Source organism: Xanthomonas rydalmerensis, assembly GCF_033170385.1.
Taxonomy (GTDB): Bacteria; Pseudomonadota; Gammaproteobacteria; order Xanthomonadales; family Xanthomonadaceae; genus Xanthomonas_A; species Xanthomonas_A rydalmerensis.
In genome coordinates, this window is record NZ_CP126170.1 from 3419971 (window position 1) to 3436279 (window position 16309).

At 70.6% G+C, this 16309-nt stretch carries 14 protein-coding genes; 7 read left to right on the forward strand and 7 right to left on the reverse strand.

Annotated elements, in window-relative coordinates:
• Nucleotides 1–2: 2 nt before the first annotated feature.
• Complete coding sequence (locus QN245_RS14305; protein ID WP_160968328.1) at nt 3–1343, reverse strand: dicarboxylate/amino acid:cation symporter; 1341 nt, start codon at nt 1341–1343, stop codon at nt 3–5.
• A gap of 151 nt (nt 1344–1494) precedes the next feature.
• On the opposite strand from QN245_RS14305, the gene QN245_RS14310 reads away from it, so the two are divergent.
• From QN245_RS14310 to QN245_RS14335, 6 genes are all read left to right on the forward strand, one after another.
• Nucleotides 1495–3201: an alkaline phosphatase family protein gene (locus QN245_RS14310; RefSeq protein ID WP_317843484.1), complete on the forward strand. Its 1707-nt coding sequence runs from the start codon at nt 1495–1497 to the stop codon at nt 3199–3201.
• Nucleotides 3198–3764: a WG repeat-containing protein gene (locus tag QN245_RS14315; RefSeq protein WP_317843485.1), complete on the forward strand. Its 567-nt coding sequence runs from the start codon at nt 3198–3200 to the stop codon at nt 3762–3764. Before QN245_RS14310 ends, QN245_RS14315 begins: the two co-directional genes overlap by 4 nt.
• Before the next feature lie 646 nt (nt 3765–4410).
• Nucleotides 4411–5754: a tRNA lysidine(34) synthetase TilS gene (gene tilS / locus QN245_RS14320; protein WP_425612869.1), complete on the forward strand. Its 1344-nt coding sequence runs from the start codon at nt 4411–4413 to the stop codon at nt 5752–5754.
• A 31-nt stretch (nt 5755–5785) separates the two neighbouring features.
• Nucleotides 5786–6049, forward strand: coding sequence for an exodeoxyribonuclease VII small subunit (locus QN245_RS14325; protein ID WP_160968322.1), 264 nt, complete (start codon nt 5786–5788; stop codon nt 6047–6049).
• Nucleotides 6039–6917, forward strand: a complete 879-nt coding sequence (locus QN245_RS14330; protein WP_184449251.1) for a polyprenyl synthetase family protein — start codon at nt 6039–6041, stop codon at nt 6915–6917. Before QN245_RS14325 ends, QN245_RS14330 begins: the two co-directional genes overlap by 11 nt.
• Nucleotides 6918–7675: 758 nt before the next feature.
• Entirely contained in the window at nt 7676–8770 is a 1095-nt protein-coding gene (locus QN245_RS14335; RefSeq protein WP_317843487.1) for a M35 family metalloendopeptidase, read from the forward strand.
• A gap of 94 nt (nt 8771–8864) precedes the next feature.
• Here the strand turns inward: QN245_RS14335 and QN245_RS14340 are convergent, their stop codons facing one another.
• From QN245_RS14340 to pmbA, 5 genes are all read right to left on the reverse strand, one after another.
• A complete protein-coding gene (locus tag QN245_RS14340) occupies nt 8865–9998 on the reverse strand; it encodes a DUF1501 domain-containing protein (RefSeq protein WP_317843488.1) in 1134 nt (377 codons plus the stop codon).
• A 37-nt stretch (nt 9999–10035) separates the two neighbouring features.
• On the reverse strand, nt 10036–11463 hold the full coding sequence (locus QN245_RS14345; RefSeq protein ID WP_317843489.1) for a DUF1800 domain-containing protein: 1428 nt from the start codon (nt 11461–11463) through the stop codon (nt 10036–10038).
• Between the two features lie 172 nt (nt 11464–11635).
• Complete coding sequence (locus tag QN245_RS14350; protein WP_317843490.1) at nt 11636–12013, reverse strand: DUF4870 domain-containing protein; 378 nt, start codon at nt 12011–12013, stop codon at nt 11636–11638.
• A 174-nt stretch (nt 12014–12187) separates the two neighbouring features.
• The gene (locus QN245_RS14355) at nt 12188–12586 is read right to left on the reverse strand and encodes a magnetosome magnetite crystal formation protein family (protein ID WP_184643759.1); all 399 of its coding nucleotides are present in this window, start codon (nt 12584–12586) and stop codon (nt 12188–12190) included.
• A gap of 37 nt (nt 12587–12623) precedes the next feature.
• Entirely contained in the window at nt 12624–13988 is a 1365-nt protein-coding gene (gene pmbA / locus QN245_RS14360; RefSeq protein WP_160968308.1) for a metalloprotease PmbA, read from the reverse strand.
• A 95-nt stretch (nt 13989–14083) separates the two neighbouring features.
• Here pmbA and yjgA point away from each other — a divergent pair, with 95 nt between their 5' ends.
• Nucleotides 14084–14680 (forward strand): ribosome biogenesis factor YjgA, encoded by a 597-nt coding sequence (gene yjgA, locus QN245_RS14365; protein WP_184449241.1) that lies wholly within the window; start codon nt 14084–14086, stop codon nt 14678–14680.
• A gap of 159 nt (nt 14681–14839) precedes the next feature.
• Here the strand turns inward: yjgA and tldD are convergent, their stop codons facing one another.
• Nucleotides 14840–16282 carry a metalloprotease TldD gene (gene tldD / locus QN245_RS14370; RefSeq protein WP_160968304.1) on the reverse strand — a complete coding sequence of 481 codons (1443 nt, stop codon included), beginning with the start codon at nt 16280–16282 and terminating at the stop codon, nt 14840–14842.
• Nucleotides 16283–16309: the final 27 nt, after the last annotated feature.

Genomic DNA, 16309 nt, shown 5'->3' on the forward strand with positions numbered 1-16309 from the left:
CATCAACGCACCTGGCCGGAACTATCGACCGGCGGATCTTCCAGGCCGACATTGCTCGGCGCCGCCTCGTACACGCTGCGGTCGAGCAGGCCGGTTTCCTTGGCCACCAGCACCGGCACCAGCATCTGCCCGGTCACGTTGGTCATGGTCCGCATCATGTCCAGCACGCGGTCGATGGCGTACAGGTAGCCGATCACCTCCAGCGGCAGGTTGGCCGCGCTCAGCACCACCGTGGCCATCACCACCGCGGTGCCGGGCACGCCGGCGGTACCGAAACTGCCCAGCACCGAGGCGATCAACACCACGAAGTACTGATTGGCGGTCAGCGGCACGCCGGTGTATTGGGCGATGAACACCGCGCACAGCGCCGGGAAGATCGCGCCGCAGCCGTCCATCTTGATGCTGGCGCCCAGCGGCACCGCGAACGCCGCGTAGTCCTTGTTGACGCCGAGGTTGTGGGTGATCGAGCGCAGCGCCACCGGCATCGCGGCGAAGCTGGAGGAACTGACGAAGGCCACCTGCATGCCCGGCGCGGCGCCGCGGAAGAACTTCCACGGGTTCAGCCCGTGCACCAGCAACAGGCCGCTGTAGACCACCACGATGTGGATCGCGCAGGCCAGGTACAGCGCCAGCACGAAATTGCCGAACGGCAGCAGCTTGCCGAAGCCGTAGCCGCCGACCAGCGCGGCGATCAGGCCGAAGGTGCCGAGCGGAGTCATCTCCAGCACGAAGCGGGTGACCTGGATCATGATCTCGCTCATCTGCGTGGTGAGCTTGCGCGCCTCGGCCACGCGCTCGCCGAGCTTGACCATGGCAAAGCCCAGCAGCGCGGCGAAGAAGATCACCGGCAGGATCGACCCGCGCCCGGCCGCCAGCACGGTCTCGCCGGCGGCATTGGTCTTGGTGCCGATGCCGGTGAGCGCATAGAACGGGTTGGACGGCACCACGTCCAGCAGTACCTGCACCGGGCTGGGCACATCGCCCGGTTTCCAGGCGCTGTCCACCCGCAGGCCCAGATGACCGGCGCCCGGCTGCAGCACGGTGCCCACGGCCAGGCCGACGCCGACCGCCAGCGCCGCGGTGACCACGAACCACAGGAACGTGCGCCCGCCCAGCTTGGCCACCGACTGTTGCCCGTGCAGCGACGAGATCGCGTTGATGACGGCGAAGAACACCAGCGGCACCGCGATCATCTTGATCAGGGTGACGTACAGGTCGCCCAGCGGCTTGAACCAGGTTTCCGCGGTCGGCCCCAGCGCCCAGCCGGCCAGCGCGCCCAGCACGAAGCCGGCGACCACGCGCTGCCAGAACGGAATGCGTAACCAGGCCGTCACCAGTTTCATCGACGCTGTCCAGAAATCTCGGGGGGTTTCGCACGATAGCGCACCCCGGCGGCAACGACGACGCCATGGCTGGAAAGGCGCGATGTCATCGGCGTGCCTTGTCGCAGCCGGCATAATGCGGGGGACTTCGTGTTCAGGACCCGTTCCGCGTATGCGCCTTCCCGTTTCCGCCCTCGCCGCCGCCTCCACCCTGCTGCTGGGCGCCTGCGCCAGCACGCCGCACGCGCCGGCCGCCAGCGCCAACGTCGCGCCGATCGTCGTTCCCGCCGTGGCCCACCCGGCCGGCGAGACCCCGGCATGGTGGTACCGCAGCGGCGCCGCCAAGGCCGCCAACAACGGTGCCATGCGCGGCAAGGCCAAGAACGTCATCCTGTTCCTGGGCGACGGCATGAGCCTGACCACGGTCGCCGCCGCACGCATCCTCGACGGCCAGCGCAAGGGCGCCTCCGGCGAGGAGAACCAGTTGTCCTGGGAGGCATTTCCCGCCACCGCACTGAGCAAGACCTACAACACCGATTCGCAAACGCCGGACTCGGCCGGCACCATGACCTCGATCACCACCGGGGTGAAGACCCACATGGGCGCGATCGGCGTGTCCGCCGGCAAGCGCGACGCCTGCGCCGACAGCCTCGGCAAGCAGTTGCTGAGCTGGCTGGAGCTGGCCGACAGCGCCGGTATGGGCACCGGCATCGTCACCACCACCCGGCTGACCCACGCCACCCCGGCCGCGACCTATGCGCACGTGCCGGAGCGCAACTGGGAGAGCGATGCCGACCTGCCGGAGAAGGCGGTGACCGAGGGCTGCCGCGACATCGCCCAGCAGATGGTCGGCGCACGCTTCGGGCGCGGCCCGCAGGTGATGCTGGCCGGCGGCCGCGGCCAGTTCACCACCGTCGAACAGCGCGACCCCGAGTACGACGACAAGGTCGGCCTGCGCCTGGACGGCCGCGACCTGGTCGGCGAATGGCGCCAGCGCCATCCGCAGGGCGCCTACGTGTGGACCCGCGGGCAACTGGAAGCGGCGCAGAACGCACCGGCGCTGCTGGGCCTGTTCGAGCCGGACCACATGCAGTTCGACCACGACCGCGACCGCAGCGCCAACGGCGACCCGAGCCTGGCCGAGATGACCCGCGCCGCGATCCGCACCCTGTCGCAGGACAAGAACGGTTACGTGCTGATGGTCGAAGGCGGACGCATCGACCACGCGCACCACGCCGGCAACGCCTACCGCGCGCTGGACGAGACCATCGCCCTGTCGCAGGCGGTGCAGGCCGCGGCGGACGCGACCTCGGCCGAGGACACGCTGATCATCGTCACCGCCGACCACTCGCACACGCTGAACTTCGTCGGCTACCCGCAGCGCGGCAACCCGATCCTGGGCAAGGTGCGCGGCACCAGCGGCGAGGACGCCAACACCGGCGACCTGGCACTGGACGGCAACGGCCAGCCCTACGCCACGCTCAGCTACGCCAACGGCCCCGGCTACACCGGCGCCAGCAACCAGCAGCCGGCGGGGGTCAAGACCTTCCCGCATGCGCCGAGCAACTTCGAGCCGGCCAACGGCCGTCCGGACCTGACCCATGTCGACACCGAAAGCCCGGACTTCATGCAGGAAGCGCTGGTGCCGACCAAGGCCGAGACCCATGGCGGCGACGACGTCGGCATCTGGGCGCGCGGCCCCGGCAGCAACGCCTTCCGCGGCAGCCTGGAAGAGAACGTGATCTACCACGTGATCGTGCAGGCCACGCCGACGCTGCGTGCGCGGCTGTGCCAGGCCGGTACCTGCAACGGCGACGGCGTGCCGGTGGAGCTGCCCAAGCCGGCGGCGTTCATGACCAGCGCCGCGACCGCGCAATGAGGCGGCTTCGGCCGCACGGCGGCAGCCTGCGCGCGGCCGTTGCACTATTCGCTGCGCTGGCCGCGCTCGGTACCGTGCCAGCGATCGCGGCGCAACCGGCCGCCGACGCCTGCCGGCTGGGCGACCCGAACAGCGATCGGCCGGTGGTGCCGGGCTGCCGGCTCGGTGCCGACGAACGCCTGGTCCTGACGCCGCAGGCGCTGCGGCGCCTGCACTTCGATCGCGACGGCCTGGCGCTGCTGAGCGTCGGCGCACGGTTCTACTACGTGCGCGCCGATGGCCGCAGCCTGCCGGTGATCACCTGGGACAACGGCGCGGATGGTTTCACTGAAGGCCTGACCCGCGGCATCGTGCACGGCCGCATCGGCTTCTACGATCGGCAACTGCGCGAGGTGATCGCGCCGGTCCACGACTTCGCTTGGCCGTTCGAGCACGGCGTCGCCGAGGTCTGCGACGGCTGCAGCGCGGGTACGCCCGATGGCGACGGGCACACGCCGATGCAGGGCGGCCGCTGGTACTCCATCGATCGCCACAACCGCGAAGTGCCGGCGCCGAAGCGCTGAGCAGATGACCGTATGCGGCATGGCGGCGTTGTCACGGAGAACGTCGCCAAGGCCGGTCTTCTGCAACGCATTTCTTGCTGCAACGCCCGCGATGTCGGGGGAAGCGCATCGTCCGCGAGGTGAGAATCCCCGCGTCGGGACTGAAGTCCCTCCCACAGGGGGCTAACGGACGTTTGCGCTGCCTAAGGCGCCGTAGCGCGCTGGCCGCAGGCCGGGCTTGGCATGCTGGCGGCCGACACCGAGCAGGCGCCCTGCTGAGCAGGCCATCGGGATAGTCCCAAGTGCCGAGAATTGCTCTTATGGGAGGGACTTCAGTCCCGACGCATTGAACTGAAAGGCATGGGGACTGAAGTCCCTCGCACAGAGGGCTCACTCACGTTGCGCGGCTTCAAGCGCCATCGCGCGCTGGCCGCTGGCCGCTGGCCGGGGGTCGCGTGCTGGCGGTCGACATCGAGCGGGCACCGGGCTCAACAAGCAGCCTGGATAGTCCCGAGTGCCGACAATTGCTCTTGTGGGAGGGACTTCAGTCCCGACGCATTGAACTGAAAGGTGTCGGAACTGCAGTCCTCCCACAACGCTGTTCGGACTCAAAGACGTCGCCATGCCACGCTTCGCGCTGACGTGCGCTTGCGTCTACAGTGACGCGATGCCGCCGCATGCCTCTCCGTCCCCGTTGTCCGCACTCGCCGTCGCACTGCCCGATCCGGCGCCGGCGCCACTGTTGCTCGGCCTCAGCGGCGGCCTGGACTCGACCGTGCTGCTGCACCTGCTGACACAGCAGCCATCGTACCGCCGCGCCGGCCTGCGCGCGCTGCACGTGCACCACGGCCTGCATCCCGACGCCGACGCCTGGGCCGCGCAGTGCGCGCAGCTGTGCGCGGCACTGGCGGTGCCGCTGCAGGTGGTGCGGGTCCAGGTACCACGCGACAGCGGCGATGGCCTGGAAGCAGCGGCGCGGCAGGCGCGGCGCCACGCCTTTGCGCAGGCGCTGCAGCCCGGCGAATGGCTGGCGCTGGCCCAACACCGTGACGACCAGGCCGAGACCTTCCTGCTACGTGCGTTGCGCGCGTCCGGCCCGGATGGCCTGGCGGCGATGCAGGCGCTGTCCGACTTCGCCGGCAGCCGCCTGTGGCGGCCGCTGCTGGCGCAACCACGCAGCGTGCTGCACGCCTATGCGCAACAGCACGGCCTGCAGTGGATCGACGACCCCAGCAATGCCGATCCCGGCTTCGATCGCAATTTCCTGCGCCTGCAGGTGCTGCCGCTGCTGCGCCAGCGCTGGCCGCATGCCGACGCCGCCCTCGCCCGCAGCGCGCAACTGTGCGCCGACGCCGGCGCACTGCTGGACGCGGACGACCGCACGGCGCTCGACGCGCTGCAGGACGCCCCAGGCGCCCCGCTTCCGCTCGCCCCGCTCCGCGCCCTGCCCGCCGCGCGGCGCGCGCGCGTGCTGCGACGCTGGGTCGCGCAGGCCGGGCTGCCGCCATTGCCGGCGGCCGGCCTGGCCGCGATCGAACGCGATCTACTGAACGCGCGTGCCGATGCCGCGGCGCAGTTCGCATGGCATGGCGCCTGCGTGCGCAGTTGGAGCGACAGGCTCCATGCCGAGCGCGACCTCGCGCCATGGCCTGCGGACTGGCAGGCGCAGTGGGACGGCCGCGCACCGCTGACGCTGCCCGATGGCCGCCGATTGCACCTGCTCGCCGAGACCACACTGGCCTTCGACACGCCGCTGCTGGTGCGCGCACGCCGCGGCGGCGAACGCCTGCGCCTGCCCGGGCGGACGCAGTCGCAGGCACTGAAGCACCTGCTGCAGACGCAGGCGCTGCCGCCCTGGCAGCGCGCACGGCTGCCGCTACTGTTCGACGCCACGCAGCTACTGGCCGCCGGGCCGGACCTGCTGGCCGCGCCGTTGCACACCTGGCTGCAGGCGCACGCCGCATGCCTGGCGCTGGATCCGCTGCCAGCGCCGGCACGCGCGTCGCATTGACCCTGCTGCCGCCGCCGCGCACACTTTCGCCATGCCCAAGAAGTCCCAAGACGATACCTCCCCGGTCGCCCGCTTCGAGCAATCGCTCGAGGAGCTGGAAGTACTGGTGGAGAAGATGGAAGCCGGCGACCTGAGCCTGGAACAGTCGCTGAGCGCCTACGAGCGCGGCGTGGGCCTGTACCGGCAATGCCAGCAGGCGCTGGAGCAGGCCGAACTGCGCGTGCGCCTGCTCAGCGATCCCGAGCAGCCCGACAGCGCCGAACCCTTCGATCCCGTACCGCCCCATGGCGGCTGACGCGGCGTTCGCGCACTGGCGCGAACGGGTGGAAGCCGGCCTGCAGGCGCAGTTGCCGGCGGCGACGCTGGCGCCGCAACGCCTGCACGCGGCGATGCGCCACGCCACCCTGGGCGGCGGCAAGCGCATGCGCCCGCTGCTGGTCTACGCCAGCGGCGCGCTGTTCGGTGCCGACGATGCGCAGCTGGATGCACCGGCGCTGGCGGTGGAACTGATCCATGCGTATTCGCTGGTCCACGACGACCTGCCGGCGATGGACGACGACGCCCTGCGCCGCGGCCAGCCGACCGTGCACATCGCCTTCGACGAAGCCACCGCGATCCTCGCCGGCGACGCGCTGCAGAGCCTGGCGTTCGCGCTGCTGGCCAATGCCGAGGCGGCGGCGACGCTGCGCGTGCAGTGGCTGCAGACCCTGGCCGAGGCCGCCGGCGCGGCCGGCATGTGCGGCGGCCAGGCATTGGACATCGACGCCACCGGCCGCGTACAGGCGCTGCCCGACCTGCAACGCATGCATGCGCTCAAGACAGGTGCGCTGATCCGCGCCAGCGTGCGTCTGGGCGCGCTCGGCGGCGGCGCCGACGCCGACGCGCTCGCGCAGCTGGACACCTTCGCCACCGCGCTGGGCCTGGCCTTCCAGGTGCGCGACGACATCCTCGACGTGGAAGCCAGCTCCGAACAGCTCGGCAAGACCGCCGGCAAGGACGCGGCGCAGGCCAAATCCACCTACCCTGCCCTGCTGGGCATGGACGGCGCCAAGGCCAAGCTGGCCGAACTGGCGCAGGCGATGCAGGACAGCCTGCACGGCTACGGCACCGCCGCCGATGCGCTGGCGGCGCTGGCACGGCTCGCGGTCGATCGCGCGCACTGATCGCAGCGCTCGACGCATGCGATTGCCGCGACCCGGCCGCATGCGTCGTTGCCGCGCAGGCGATGCGCCGCATCCGCGAAACCAGGGATTGATGATGCCGCTGGCAGCATGCAGCCCTTGATGACCAGAAGCGCTGTCGTAGGAGCGGCTTCAGCCGCGACACACGTCATCGGGAGCGCCTGTCGCGGCTGAAGCCGCTTCTACAGGGGCTTGAGGTGAGGTGTCTGGGGGCAATGTGGGAGGGACTTCAGTCCCGACTGCTTTCACTGCCCGATCGTCCGCTACTTCGGTCATCGCGGATGCATGACAGTTGACTCCCGCACCAGGCAACCAGGCGCGTCTCGCGCCACGGCAAACCCGCGTTGTCGCAAAAATCCCGAAGCCGCTCGCACCACTGCAGATCGCGCTGACGCCAGCGGCAGCGAAGGAAGATCCCCTGACCCTCGTCGCCTTCGGCAAACCTCGCCACCAGCGCGATCTCCGCGCCCTGCACACATAGCGCGCAGCGCGAGCGTCATTGCCGCATGGCCAATCGCAACGCCGCCCTCGATCGAGCGCATACGACTGCAGCACTGCCGCTGCAGCGCGCCAGTCACGCGCGGTGATGTGCGAACGCATGGCCGATATTGAGACCGGGCGCGCGCTTCGCTGGACGAAATCGGAGACAAACGCACCGGCGCCGCGCACACGCGCATCACCGGGCTAGTTTGCTTCGGCCCCTGTCCATGGGGCGCCCACTTTCGACGGAGAGAGACTGCATGAAACACGCATCCCGGATCTCGGCAGCGATCGGCTTCAGCCTGGTCGGCATCATCTCGGCGGCTACCGCGCAATCGCAACTCACGCGCGCACCTGCGTCACTGCAGGTCGAACTGACGCCGGTCGCCGACGCCGACGGCCAGCAGCGCGGCCAGATGGCGGTGACCGTCCGCAACACCGGCGAGCAGGTCGCGCGCGTGCCCAAGTGGGAACTGCCGCTGGGCGATCTCGACAACGCGCTGTTCCAGGTCCAGCGCGACGGCAAGCCGGTGGATTACGTCGGACGCCTGGTCAAGCGCGCCGCACCGCGCGCCGAGGACATGGTGGTGCTGCAGCCCGGCGAAGTGAAGCAGGCGCAGATCGACCTGAGTCGCACCTACGACCTGACCCGCAGCGGCAACTACAGCATCCGTCTCGACACGCCGCTGCAGGGCGCCGCGTTCTCCGATGGCGCGCGCATGTTGCGCGCCGACGGCGCGCCGCAGACCCTGACCAGTGCGCCGCTGACGGTGTGGCTGGACGGCGGCCGCGGCCATGCGGTGCGCAACGACCTGCTGGTCGGCCCGCAGGCAGTGGTCAACGGCGTCAACTACGCCTCGTGCAGCACCAGCCAGATCAGCACCATCGGCAGCGCGGTGAACGCAGCGCGCACCTACTCGCAGAACGCCAAGACCTACCTCAACGGCGGCAGCACCGGCGCGCGCTACACCACCTGGTTCGGCGCCTACAACGCCAGCCGCTACAGCACCGCCACCTCCAACTTCGTCAACATCGATTCGGCGATCGACCAGAACAACGGGCAGATCACCATCAACTGCGGCTGCAGCGACAGCTCCTACGCCTACGTGTATCCGAATCAGCCGTACCAGATCTACGTCTGCAATGCGTTCTGGAGCGCGCCGCTGACCGGCACCGACTCCAAGGCCGGCACCCTGATCCACGAAATGAGCCACTTCAGCGTGGTCGCCGGCACCCAGGACACCGCGTACGGGCAGAGCGCGGCCAAGAGCCTGGCCCAGAGCGATCCGGCGCGCGCGGTGAAGAACGCCGACAGCCACGAGTACTTCGCCGAGAACAATCCGTCGCAGAACTGAGTCCGGCACGCCGGTGATGTCCCGGGCGCCGACCTACCGTCGGCGCCCGGTTCGCGTGCGGCCCAGGCCGCACGCGTTGTGACCACGTGGTGTCCTAGGCCACCAATCCCTCCAACCTGGACAGCCCCGCACTGCCGGGAAACACCTGGGTGTCCAGCGCGCGCTCGGACACGCCCAGATGCGCGCCGAGCACATGCCGGAACAGGCTGCGCAGGTCGCTGGTGGCGCGCAGGTCGCGGCCCTCGTTCAAGGCACGCGGCGACAGGCCGGGCCAGTCCCCGGCAATGCGCCCACCGCGCACCGCGCCGCCGGCCAGGAAGGCCACGCCGCCGGTGCCATGGTCGGTGCCGCCGGTGCCGTTCACCGCCGCGGTACGGCCGAATTCGGTCACCACCGCGACCACGCTGCGCGACCAGCAGGCCTGCGCACCATCGTGGAACGCGCGCAGCCCCGCATCCAGTTCGCCCAGCTTGCGCTGCAGCACCGCGGCCTGGTTGCCGTGGGTATCCCAGCCGGCATCCTCGACGAACCCGATCCGCGGCCCGTCGGGCTTGGCCATGAAGCTGGCCGCCGCGCTCATCGCCTGCGGCAGTTGCCCGCCCTTGACGCTGTCCACCTGCATGCCCTGCTCGCGCAACGCGCGCGCAAAGCCGCCGGCCAGTTGCGGATCGGCGGCGTACAGCGGCTGCAGGCGCTGCAGCAGGATCGGGTTGACCGCGCTCGGCAGAGGCGGCGACCAGCTGTTCACCGCGCCCGGGCCGCGCATGATCAGCGGCGTCACCGCGCTCACCGACACCGCCTCGGCGCCATGCAGGGCCAGCGCGCAGCGGTTGAGCCAGCCGCTGGAGGCGCCGCTGGGCCGCGCGGTGCCGTTCTCCAGGCAATCCTGCGCCTCGAAGTGCGAGCGCTGGCGGTACGGCGGCGCCACCGCCACCACCGGCAACCATTGCTTGCGCGCATACAGTTCGTGCGCGAACGCCAGCGCCGGATGCAACGCGAAGCCGCCATCCAGGGCCAGGGTCTGCGGCGGCGCCAGCGCGCCGCGCAGGCGCGCGTAGTCGGGGTCGGCGGTCGGCACCAGCGCGTGCAGTCCATCCAGCGCACCGCGCAGCAGCACCACCAGCAGGCGTGTGTCGGCACCCGGCGCAGCCAGGCCGCTGCCGGACCACAGGCTCAACACGGTGGCCGCACCGCTGGCGGCGAGGAAACGGCGGCGAGTCAGTTGCATCGGAGATTCTCCCATTGCGGATCGGACCGCGCGCCGCTCAGACGCGCCATTGGAAGGCCGGACTGGCCAACAGCACCGCAACGCCTTCGCGCGGCGACTCGGCGCGGCGCACCGCGGTCAGCGTGTCCGCATCCGGCCCGTCGCCGAACGCGGACGCGGCCAGCGCCAGCGGATCGCCCGGTGCCAGCCCGGCCAGCGCCTCGGCGGCCTGCACGCGCTTCCACAGCGCGTCGGCGCCGTTCCATTCCGCCGCCACGTCGGCGTAGCCGGCCGGCGAGCGCGGAGTGAACGGCGGCTGCCCCATCCGCGCCAGCAGGGTCAGCACCGTCTTCTGCGACTGCGGCGCCGCCGGCCAGTCGCCGCCGGCGCGCAGCGCCGACACCACGAAATCCTGCGGCGGCTTGAACTTGCGCGCCTGCACGTCCCACGCCTCCGGGCTGTCGATCAGGGCGCCATAGACGTGGCGCAGGTCGCCGTCGCTGCGCAACCAGGCGTCGGTCATGCGCTGCACCAGCGCCGGCGGCGGATCGTCGCGGACGAAATGCCGGGCCAGCTTGCGCGAGACGTGCTGCGCGGTGGCCGGGTGCCGCGCCAGCGCCGCCAGGATCGCCTCGCCCTGCGCCATGCCGTCCTCGGCATAGCGCCGGCCAAGCACCAGCCGGCCGCCGGCGGCATGCGCCGGCGCGCGGAACACGAACGCCCGCTCGGGCGCGCCCTGCTCGAAATCGCGCGGCGCCGGCACGCCCCAGCCGGTGATCGCGCGCGCCAGTTCGGTGACGTCGGCCTGGGTGTAGCCGCCGTCCACGCCCAGCGTGTGCAGTTCCAGGATTTCGCGCGCCAGATTCTCGTTGAGCCCCAGGCGACGCGCAGGGCGCTCGGGATCCATGCGCATGGCCCGGCGCTGCGCGCGTTGCGCCAGCAGCGAGTCGGGGCCGACCGAGTTGGCGTTGTCCAGGTAGCGCAGCATCGCCGGGTGCCGCTCCACCGCCAGCAGCAGATCGGCGAAGCGGCCCATGCAGTGCGGGCGGATCGCCTCGCGCTCCATCGGCGCCGCGTACAGCGCGGCCGCGCGCTTGTCGACCGAGACCGCGAAATGATTGGACCAGAACTGCACCAGGCGCTCGGCGAACCCGGCCGGGCTGGCGACCGCGACTCGGTAGCGCGCCGCCAGCTCCTGCGCCTGTGCCTGCCGGTACAGCCCGCGCACGGCCTGCTGCGCCTGCTGGGCGGCCTGCTGCGGATCGCCGGCTGCCTGCCGCCGCGCCTGGCGGCGTTCGCGCTGGTAATCGGCCTCGCGACGCATGTAGGCCAGGCTGTCGGGCAGGCCCTGCAGCTCCGGCGCCAGCGGCGGCGACTGCAGTTGCGCGGCCAGCCAGGCGCGCGGCTCGCCCATGGCGGCCAGGTCGCCGGGACGGGCGCCCAGGCCGAAGCGGTTGGCGGCGCTCAAGCTCTCGCGGCGGATCATGCGGCGCTCCGATGGTGGCGACAGCCTTGCAAACGCGCCGGTCGGGCCGCGGTTGACCGGCAAATGCCGGCGTCGCGCTTGGCCGTCATGCGGTCCCCCGCCGGAGCAGCGCGCGGGCACAAAAAAGGCCCGGCGCAGCGGCCGGGCCTTCGGGGATGCGTCGCAGGTGCGCTTACTTGATCAGACGCAGCGCGAACGGGTAGCGGTAGGCGACGCCTTCGTTGGCCTTGATGCCGGCCAGGATGCAGAACACCAGGTTCACCACCCATACCAGCGGCGCCAGCAAGCCGCCGATGATGATCACGGTGAGCACCGCGCAGATCAGGTAGGCAATGGCGATGGTGATCTGGAAATTCAGCGCTTCCTTGGCCTGGTCGTTGAGGAAGGACTTGGCCGGGTTGTCCTTGTTCACCAGCCAGATGATCAGCGGCACGATGAAACCCAGCAAGAGCCCCGACAGATGGGTGATCAGCGCGACCGTGCGGTCTTCCTGCGGCCCTGCCGAGGCCGGCGGCGGCGGCGGGGCGGTGACGTTGTCGAATTCGCTCATCGGTATTCCGTTCCTTTGGTGGTGAGGGGACAAGACGTTTGGCGCGTCACTCTCGGCGGCCGGCGCAGCGCTGTCAAGCGAGGCCGGCAAGACGGGAAGACGCCTCGACGGGCTCAAGGATCGCCCCCAGGCAACCGCGGCGCTAATCCGTCGCCCATACGGCAGCGGATCGCGCTAGCGGCGACCGAGCATGGCCTTGGCCGCAGCGTGCAGGCTGACGCCCATCGCCACAAGCAGCATCAGGATCAGCAGCCACCCGAACACGAGCACGGCACCGAAGATCAGCACAGCCGGCGCCAGCAAGACCGCACTCAGCAGCGACAGGCCGAAGCCCATCCGCATGGCCTGGCGCGCGTGTTCGGCGGCAAACGGCTGCCTGCCCCGCATCGCCCACCATTGCACGCCCGGCAACAGCCACAGCAACAGCAGCCACCACAGCGCGTAGCCCAGGTGCACATTGCAGGCGGCGAACAAGCCGATCCACATCGACAGATGCGCAAATGCCGCCAGCACGCGCTCCCACGCGGGCGCGGGGCCGTCGGTGCTCGTGTTCTCGGTGTCGGTTACCTGCATGCCTGTGCGTCCTTGCGCGCTGCCTGCGTTGCGGCACTCAGTCGTTGCCCGCCACCGTCATCCGGCCGATCAGCACCGCGCCGATGTGCACGTGCGAGCGCACATCGATGTCGGCGCCCACCGCCTCGATGTCCTGGAACATCTGCCGCAGGTTGCCGGCGATGGTGATCTCGTCCACCGGATAGGCGATTTCGCCGTTCTCGATCCAGAACCCGCCGGCGCCGCGCGAGTAGTCGCCGGTGACCGGATTGACGCCGTTGCCCATCAGGTCGGTGACCAGCAGGCCGCGCGGCATGCCCTTGAGGATGGCCTGCAGATCCTCTGCGTTGGCCGCCACCTGCAGGTTATGCACCCCGCCGGCATTGGCGGTGGTCTGCAGGCCAAGCTTGCGCGCCGAGTAGCTGCCCAGCACGTAACGCTGCAAAACGCCGTCGCGCACCAGCGGCGCGTCGCGGGTGGCCACGCCCTCGCCGTCGAAGGCGGCCGAGCGCAGGCCGCGGCGCAGATGCGGCAATTCGTCGATCGCGAACCAGTCGGGGAACAGGCGGGTGCCGGCGCTGTCGAGCAGGAAGCTGGTGCGGCGATACAACGCGCCGCCGGACACCGCGCCGAGCAGATGCCCGACCAACGAGCGCGCCACCTCCGGCGCGAACAGCACCGGCACCTCGCCGGTCGGCAGCGAACGCGGCTGCAGCCGCGCCACGGTGCGCTCGGCGGCGCGGCGGCCGATCGCCGACGCACGCTCCAGGTCCTCGCGCGCCAGCGCGCTGCTGTACCAGCCGTCGCGCTGCATGCCGTCGCCCTGCCCGGCGATCAGCGTGCAGGCGATCGAATGGTGGGTGCTGCGCTCGCAGCCGACGAAGCCGTGCGAATTGGCGTAGACCGACAGGCTCTCGCTGCTGCCGGCCGAGGCGCCGTCGGAATTGCTGATCCGCGCATCGGCGTCGCGACCGGCGGCTTCGCAGGCCAGCGCCAGGTCGATCGCCTCCTCGGCCTGCAGCGGCCACGGATGCCAACGGTCGTAATCGGGCTGCTCGCGGGCCATCAGCGCCGCCTCGGCCAGGCCGGCGGCCACATCGTCCTCGGTGTAGCGGGCGATCGCGCAGGCCTGGGCCACGGTGGCCTCCAGGCTGGACTCGTGCAGGTCGGCGGTGCTGGCGCTGCCCTTGCGCTGGCCGAAGTAGACGGTGACGCCGATGCCGCGGTCGCGGGTGGACTCCACGGTCTCCACCGCGCCCAGGCGCACGTTGACGTCCAGGCCGCGGTCTTCGCTGCAGCTGACCTCGGCCTGGCTGGCGCCGAGCGCGCGGGCGCGCGCCAGCAGCCGCTCGGCGATGTCGGACAGGCGCTCCAGGCGCTGCTGGCTGTCGTCGCGGTGCAAATCGGGGGTGATCGCGTTCAATGCTTTATCCTTATTGTGCGAATCCCTTCGCCCCTGTCCGGCCGTCCTGGCCGGATGTGTTGATTTGATTTCCAGCCCGATCGAGTAGTACGAGCATGCGCGGACGCGACGAAGACACCGGTGAATTCCGCGGCGAAAGCCGCAGCCAGCAACGCCGCGAGGCGCTGGAAGTGCTGAGCCTGGGCGAGAAGCTGGTGGCGCTGACCCCGGCGCAGCTGGCCAAGCTGCCGGTGCCCGAGTCGCTGATCCCGCACATCGAGGAAGCCAAGCGCATCACCGCGCACATCGCGCACAAGCGGCAACTGGCGTTCCTGGCCAAGCAGATGCGGCGCGAGGACGAGGCGGTGCTGGAGGCGATCCGCGAGGCCATGGACGTCAACAGCGACAGCGCGCGCCGCGAAGTGGCGGCCATGCACCGGGTCGAGGACTGGCGCGAGCGGCTGCTTGCCGACGGCGACAGCGCGCTGACCGAACTGCTGAACGACCACCCCGACGCCGACCGCCAGCGCCTGCGCCAACTGATCCGCAACGCGAAGGAAGAACGGCTCAAGAACAAGCCGCCGCATGCCTATCGCGAGTTGTTCCGGGAACTGCGCGAGCTGATCCTGGGTGCCGCGTCGGCAATGGGAAATGGAGAATCGGGAGTCGAACAAGCCGATGACGACGAGGCGCTCGACGACACGCGCGACTGAGGCGCGGAAACGTCGGCTGCCGCGCACGGCCGCCGACACATTCCCGGCCCCGTAGCGGGTGCGGCGCGCGATGAACCCATCCGCCAGACCGGCAACGCCACAGCGCACCGCGGCGCCCGCTTTACCGAATCCCGATTCCCGAATCCCCACTCCCGGCTCCTAGGCCGTCCCGCCCACGGTCAGTCCGTCGATCAGCAGCGACGGCTGGCCCACGCCCACCGGCACGCTCTGCCCATCCTTGCCGCAGACGCCGACGCCTTCATCCAGCGCCAGGTCGTGGCCGATCATGCGCACCTTCTGCATGGTCTCCGGGCCGTTACCGATCAGGGTGGCGCCCTTCACCGGCGCGGTGACCTTGCCATCCTCGATCAGGTAGGCCTCGGTGGCCGAGAACACGTACTTGCCGCTGGTGATGTCGACCTGACCGCCGCCGAAGTTGACCGCGTACAGGCCCTTCTTCACCGAGCGGATCATCTCCTGCGGGTCGTGCTGGCCGGCGCGCATGTAGGTGTTGGTCATGCGCGGCATCGGCAGATGCGCGAACGATTCGCGGCGGCCGTTGCCGGTCGGCGCCACGCCCATCAGCCGCGCGTTGAGCGTGTCCTGCATGTAGCCGACCAGCACACCGTCCTCGATCAGGGTGGTGCAATTGGTCGCGGTCCCCTCGTCGTCAACGTTGAGCGAACCGCGGCGGCCGTCCAGGGTGCCGTCGTCGACGATGGTGACGCCGGGCGAGGCCACGCGCTGGCCGATGCGGCCGGCGTAGACGCTGGTGCCCTTGCGGTTGAAGTCGCCCTCCAGGCCATGGCCGACCGCCTCGTGCAGCAGCACGCCGGGCCAGCCCGGGCCGAGCACCACCTGCATCACCCCGGCCGGTGCCGGCACCGCCTCCAGGTTCACCAGCGCCTGGCGCAGCGCCTCGCGGGCGAAGGCTTCCGGGCGGCCGTCGGCGAACAGCGTGTCGTAGTCGTAGCGACCACCACCGCCGGCATAGCCGGACTCGCGGCGGCCCTGCTGTTCGACGATCACCTGCACGTTCAAGCGCACCAGCGGGCGCACGTCGGCGGCGAGCACGCCGTCGCTGCGCGCCACCAGCACGGTGTCCACCGCGCCGGACAGGCTCACCATCACCTGCTGCACGCGCGGATCGGCGGCGCGCAGGTACTGGTCCAGCCGCCGCAACAGCTCCACCTTGTGCGCGTTGTCCATCGCGTCCACCGGATCCAGCGCCGGGTACAGCGCACGGCCGCCGCCGCGCTGCAGCGCCTGCGCCGGCTGCGCGCCGCCGTCGCGGGAGATGGCCCGCGCCGACTGCGCGGCGGCCAGCAGCGCATCGCGGTGGATGTCGTCGGAATAGGCGAAGCCGGTCTTCTCGCCGGAGATCGCGCGCACCCCCACGCCCTGCTCGATGGAGTGGGCGCCGTCCTTGACGATGCCGTCCTCCACGCTCCAGCTCTCGCGCCGGGAATGCTGGAAATACAGGTCGCCGAAGTCGATGCCGGGGCCGAGCAGCGTGCCGAAGGCGCGCTCCAGGCTGGGGGCATCCAGGCCGGCGGGAAGCAACAGGCGGGTTTCGGCAAGACTCAGGGCGTGATCGTTCATGGGCTCAACATGGGGGACGAAGGCGCG